This window comes from Clostridium sp. AF36-4 (genome assembly GCF_003435975.1).
In the GTDB taxonomy this organism is placed as follows: domain Bacteria; phylum Bacillota; class Clostridia; order Lachnospirales; family Lachnospiraceae; genus Eubacterium_F.
Window position 1 is genome coordinate 211,574 of sequence record NZ_QTVH01000001.1, and the last position, 907, is coordinate 212,480.

Genomic DNA, 907 nt, shown 5'->3' on the forward strand with positions numbered 1-907 from the left:
TTTCCCCTTATAAAATACATTGGTTTTAATTTTCCCTTTGCGACGGTTGCGCAATTCCGTAGCAAATGTCCATTTATTGTGATAAAGAAGCTTGCGGTTAGATTTTAACCGGATCACATACTCCTGATTTAAAGAGTCAAGCTTCAGGAACATCTTATTGTCATCATAACCACGATCCATGCAGAAAGTTGCTTTTTCAAAAAGAGCCGAACCTCGTTCCATAGCTTCAAAAGTAACGGTATTGGCGGATTTATAACCCTTTTCAGCTGAAGAATGTACTTTTGAAAAGATACTGACCGGATGATTGCCGGTAGTAAGGACACAGGCTTCTGTTACATGGTAGCCTTTTTTATAAACATTTTTAGCAGATGTGCTTTCCGAACCATCCCGTACGATGCCGAGCGATTCAAATTTGTAGCCGCCCGATTTTACAACATCACTGTCATCAATGTGAATGACCGGTTCGGAAGGAACCCATTTCTTGATCTGCTGAAGATAAGAAGATGCAGCTTGTGCAGGAACACCTTTATCAAGATGTCTGGAAAGACGATCTACAATATTTATTTTTTTGGAATCTTCATGAAGCTGATCCACAACATCAGTCAGAAGACAGCTTCCGGCAGCAAGCATACCGTAAGTCATATCAGCAGTGAATTTGCGTTCCGGTTTCGAAAGCTGTTTGGAAATTTTATTTGAAAAATTTAAAATTTCCCGTTTCAATGTATAAGTATTTGTTGTAAAATAAACCACAGGGAATCCTCCTCTTTTTTGTTTAGTACGATTTTTTTGTGGTGAATTAATTTTACATCAAAAAGGAAGAAGATTCCTTATATTTTGGTGTTTTTTTGAAAGTTGTTTATAACTGCATATGGAAAATGACGCACTTGTGTATAAAACTGCGGAAACT

General features: G+C 37.5%; 1 protein-coding gene. It reads right to left on the minus strand.

The features are described 5' to 3' along the window. On the minus strand, positions 1–750 hold a 750-nt coding region (locus DW005_RS14080; RefSeq protein WP_242989330.1), incomplete at its 3' end, for a transposase. Positions 751–907 lie beyond the last annotated feature (157 nt).